Raw genomic sequence first — 3,351 nt, 5'->3', positions numbered from 1 at the left:
ACCGAGTACCCGGCGTCGATCGCGGCGACGAGGAACCGGTGGGAGCCGGGGTACGGCTCCACGCCGTGCTCGTCGAGCTCGGCCGTGAACTCGGCGTTCTTCCGGTTGCCGAGCCCGCACACCGTGTCCAGCGCGGGGTCGTCGTCGGGGGTGCCCTCCGGCAGCTCGATGCCGCGCGACCGCAGCAGCGAGCGCACGCCGTCGTAGCGGGGCTTGCCGTCGATGTACGTGAAGTAGTCCTGCTCGGTGTACGGGTCGACCCCGCGAGCGGCGAGGTACGGCGTGAACAAGCGGCTCCACGCGCGCATGTGCACGTCGGCGGTCGGGGTGAGGACGCCGTCGAGGTCGAACAGCAGCGCGCGCTGATCCGCGAGGCGGGCTGGGGTGGGCCGGTCCGGTGCGGTCATGCGCCCACTCTAGGACCGCCCCGCTCCACGACTCAGGCACGCGGCCGATGTGTGGAGAGAGTTCACCCACAGCGCACGTGTGCAGGACCCGCGTGACGCGGACCGTCTTGGTACGACCGGAGGGCGTCGCCCGCCTCACCGGGTGCCGCTCGTCGCGCGGCCGTGGACGCGACCGGCAGGACACGCGGGCCGGGTGACGGGCGCGCGCCGGCCCTCCAGACCGACCGCCGGGAGGCACGGATCACCGCGACCGGACCGCGTACGGTGACCACGTGACCGGTTTCAGCCCCCTCCGTCTCCGAGCGGCCGCCGTGGCGGTCCGCGGCGACCAGGTGCTGCTCGTTCTCCGTGAACGGGACGGACGGCGCTACGCCGTCCTCCCCGGCGGAGGCGTCGAGCCGGGCGAGACCCCGCAACAGGCCTGCCTGCGTGAACTGCGCGAGGAGACCGGGCTCGGCGGCGAGCTGATCGCACTGCTGCCCGTCGGGCTCGACCGAGCCGCGCCGGCCGTGTACCTGCACGTCGAAGCGGGTCCGGGCGCACCGGAGGTCCGGTCGGATGCGCCCGAAGCAGCGCTGTCCAGCCCGTCGAACCACTACCAGCCGGCCTGGGTGCCGGTCTCGGATGTCGAGGAGGTCGGGCTCGTGCCGTCACTCGCCGTCGACGCGGTGCGGATGGCGGTCAGCGCAGGTCGGTCCCCGGCGGCAGCGCCGCCACCCAGCGCTCGACCGCCGCGCTGATCTCGGCGCGGGCCTCGGCCGGGGAGATGGTCGCGGTCCGGTCACCGGGCTGGTCGCCGTACGCCCCGAACCCGGCGTGGTTCGATCCCTCGACCTCGACCATCGTCGCGGTCGAGGGCAGGAGGTGCCGCGCCGCCGCGACCTTCGCCGGGGTGCTGAGGCCGTCGCGCGAGCCGGCGACGCTGAGCACCTGGATGTACGAGCGGCTGATGTCGTCCGCGCAGTAGCTGCCGAGGAGCAGGAGGCCGTCGGCGTCCTTCGCGAGCTGGCACGCACGCACCCCGCCGAGGGAGTGCCCGCCGACCGCCCACGTGGTGACCTCGGGGGCGTGCGCCTCGAACGTCGCGAGCGGCCGGGTGTCGAAGAACGCGAGGTTGAGGGTCGGCTTCGTGATGACGACCGTCGTGCCCGATGCCACCACCTGCCGGAAGGTCGCCAGGTACCCGTACGGGTCGACCTTCGCACCGGGGATGAACACGATGCCCTTGCCGTCCGCCTGGCCGGTCGGGGTCATGAGGACGGCGTCACCGACGTCGCGGACCGACACCCGGTCGTCCCGCCAGACCTGGAGCGCGGCGCTCCGGGTGCCCTGCATGACGGTGTTCGCGTACACGAGGAACACCACGGCGAGCAGCACGACGGCTGCGAGGATCCACGCGGTGACGCGGAGTGCTCGGGTCACGGTCGTCCTTCCAGGTCGCGGCGCATCACGATCTCGTGGCGCCCGTCCGGCAGCGCCTCGCCCACGTCATCGGTCACGGAGAACCCCGTTCGTGCGTAGGTCTCCCGGGCGCCGGCGTTGTCCGGCACCACGGCGAGGACGAGCTCGCGGGCGCCCTGCTCCGCCGCCCAGGTCGCGACCGCGCCGATGAGCGCTCGGGCGACCCCGCGTCGGCGCTCGCCGGGTGCGACCCACATCGAGATGAGCTCGACGCGGCGCGGGTCGTCCGCGTCCGGGACGCCGCTGGCCATGCCGACGGCACGGACGGACCCGGCGTCGGGGTCGGCGTGGCGGCCCGGGACCGACGTCGTGCCGTTCGCTGGGTGCCCGTCGGTGTCGACCGCGAGCAGGTCGAGCGCGCCCGGCAACGACAGGCGGGTGCGCCACCGGTGCTCGGAGGCGTGCTCCCAGTCGACCAGCCGGGACCCGAAGGCACCGGGGGCGTCGGCGAGCGCCGCGAGCCGGACCGGCCGCCACAGGGCCCAGTCGTCGGCGGTCACCCGGCGCAGCGCGATCGTCACGAGGCGACGCTACAGCGGGCGGCTCCACGCGACCTCCCGGGCGAGCTGCCCGGTCCGTCGGAACAGGGCGACCTGGGTGGTGCCCGCGAGGACGGCCGCGAGTTCGCCCGGGTCGGCCGGCGCGAACCCGAGGCCCTGCCAGAACGGGCCGGACCTCCGGCTGAACAGCCAGGCGCGACCGGCGCCTGCGGATGCGGCCTGCTCCACCGCCACGGCGGCGAGCCGAGAGCCTGCACCGGAGCCGCGCAGCGACGGGCTGACGGCGACGCTGCGGAGGAGGGCGTGCCTCCCGTCCGCCGCGGTCTCGAAGCCGGTCGTCCCGACGTCCGAGCCGGACGCGTCACGGACGGCTCAGAGACGCACGTCGGGTGTTCCCAGGCCCGCGACGGTGAGGTCGTTCGCGGTCGTGCTCGTGCTCGTGCTCGCCGGGGGGCTCACGCGTGCCCCGGGCTGAAGCGGTACCCCATCCCCGACTCGGTGACGAGGAACCGCGGGTTCGCGGGGTCGGGCTCGAGCTTCCGCCGGAGTTGTGCCATGTAGAGCCGGAGGTAGCCCGAGTCGTTGCCGTGCGACGGCCCCCAGACCTCGGTCAGGAGCATCTCGCGGGTCATCAGCCGGTCGGGGTTCGTCACGAGGACCTCGAGCAGCCGCCACTCGGTGGGCGTCAGGCGGATCGCGGGACCGGTCGGCGGCGTGACCTGTTTCGCGACGAGGTCGACCACGAGCTCGCCGATCGCGACGGTCGGCGCACCCCCGGCAGAAGCGGCCACCGCGGCCTGACGACGCCCGAGCGCCCGCAGCCGGGCGAGGAGCTCGTCCATCTGGAACGGCTTCGTGACGTAGTCGTCCGCCCCGGCGTCGAGGGCGTCGACCTTGTCGGAGGAGTCGGTGCGCCCGGAGAGCACGAGGACGGGCACCTGCGTCCAGGCGCGGAGCCCCTCGAGGACGCCGATGCCGTCGAG

At 74.2% G+C, this 3,351-nt stretch carries 5 protein-coding genes and 1 pseudogene; 1 reads left to right on the top strand and 5 read right to left on the bottom strand.

The annotated features are described in order from the left end of the window. Positions 1-407 (bottom strand): haloacid dehalogenase (locus I59_RS01390; protein ID WP_022902347.1); only part of this gene is annotated, 407 nt, incomplete at its 3' end. Positions 408-679: 272 nt separating this feature from the next. Between I59_RS01390 and I59_RS01385 the strand changes: the two genes are divergently transcribed. Continuing rightward, positions 680-1,147 carry an NUDIX domain-containing protein gene (locus tag I59_RS01385; protein WP_022902346.1) on the top strand — a complete coding sequence of 156 codons (468 nt, stop codon included), beginning with the start codon at positions 680-682 and terminating at the stop codon, positions 1,145-1,147. Here the strand turns inward: I59_RS01385 and I59_RS01380 are convergent. From I59_RS01380 to I59_RS01365, 4 genes and pseudogenes are all read right to left on the bottom strand, one after another. Further along, positions 1,089-1,829 (bottom strand): alpha/beta hydrolase, encoded by a 741-nt coding sequence (locus I59_RS01380; RefSeq protein ID WP_022902345.1) that lies wholly within the window; start codon positions 1,827-1,829, stop codon positions 1,089-1,091. The two genes, I59_RS01385 and I59_RS01380, sit on opposite strands and share 59 nt — an antisense overlap. Then, positions 1,826-2,389, bottom strand: coding sequence for a GNAT family N-acetyltransferase (locus I59_RS01375; protein WP_022902344.1), 564 nt, complete (start codon positions 2,387-2,389; stop codon positions 1,826-1,828). The genes I59_RS01380 and I59_RS01375 overlap by 4 nt, the downstream gene beginning before the upstream one ends. A gap of 9 nt (positions 2,390-2,398) precedes the next feature. After that, positions 2,399-2,710: pseudogene (locus I59_RS18845) on the bottom strand (GNAT family N-acetyltransferase); the annotation flags it as partial. Between the two features lie 113 nt (positions 2,711-2,823). Continuing rightward, the coding region (locus tag I59_RS01365; protein ID WP_022902343.1) for a winged helix-turn-helix domain-containing protein at positions 2,824-3,351 on the bottom strand (528 nt) is incomplete at its 5' end.

This window comes from Curtobacterium sp. B8 (genome assembly GCF_000333315.1).
Lineage (GTDB): Bacteria > Actinomycetota > Actinomycetes > Actinomycetales > Microbacteriaceae > Curtobacterium > Curtobacterium luteum.
Note: the sequence above shows the minus strand (reverse complement) of the source record. Positions and strands in the feature narration are given on the sequence as shown.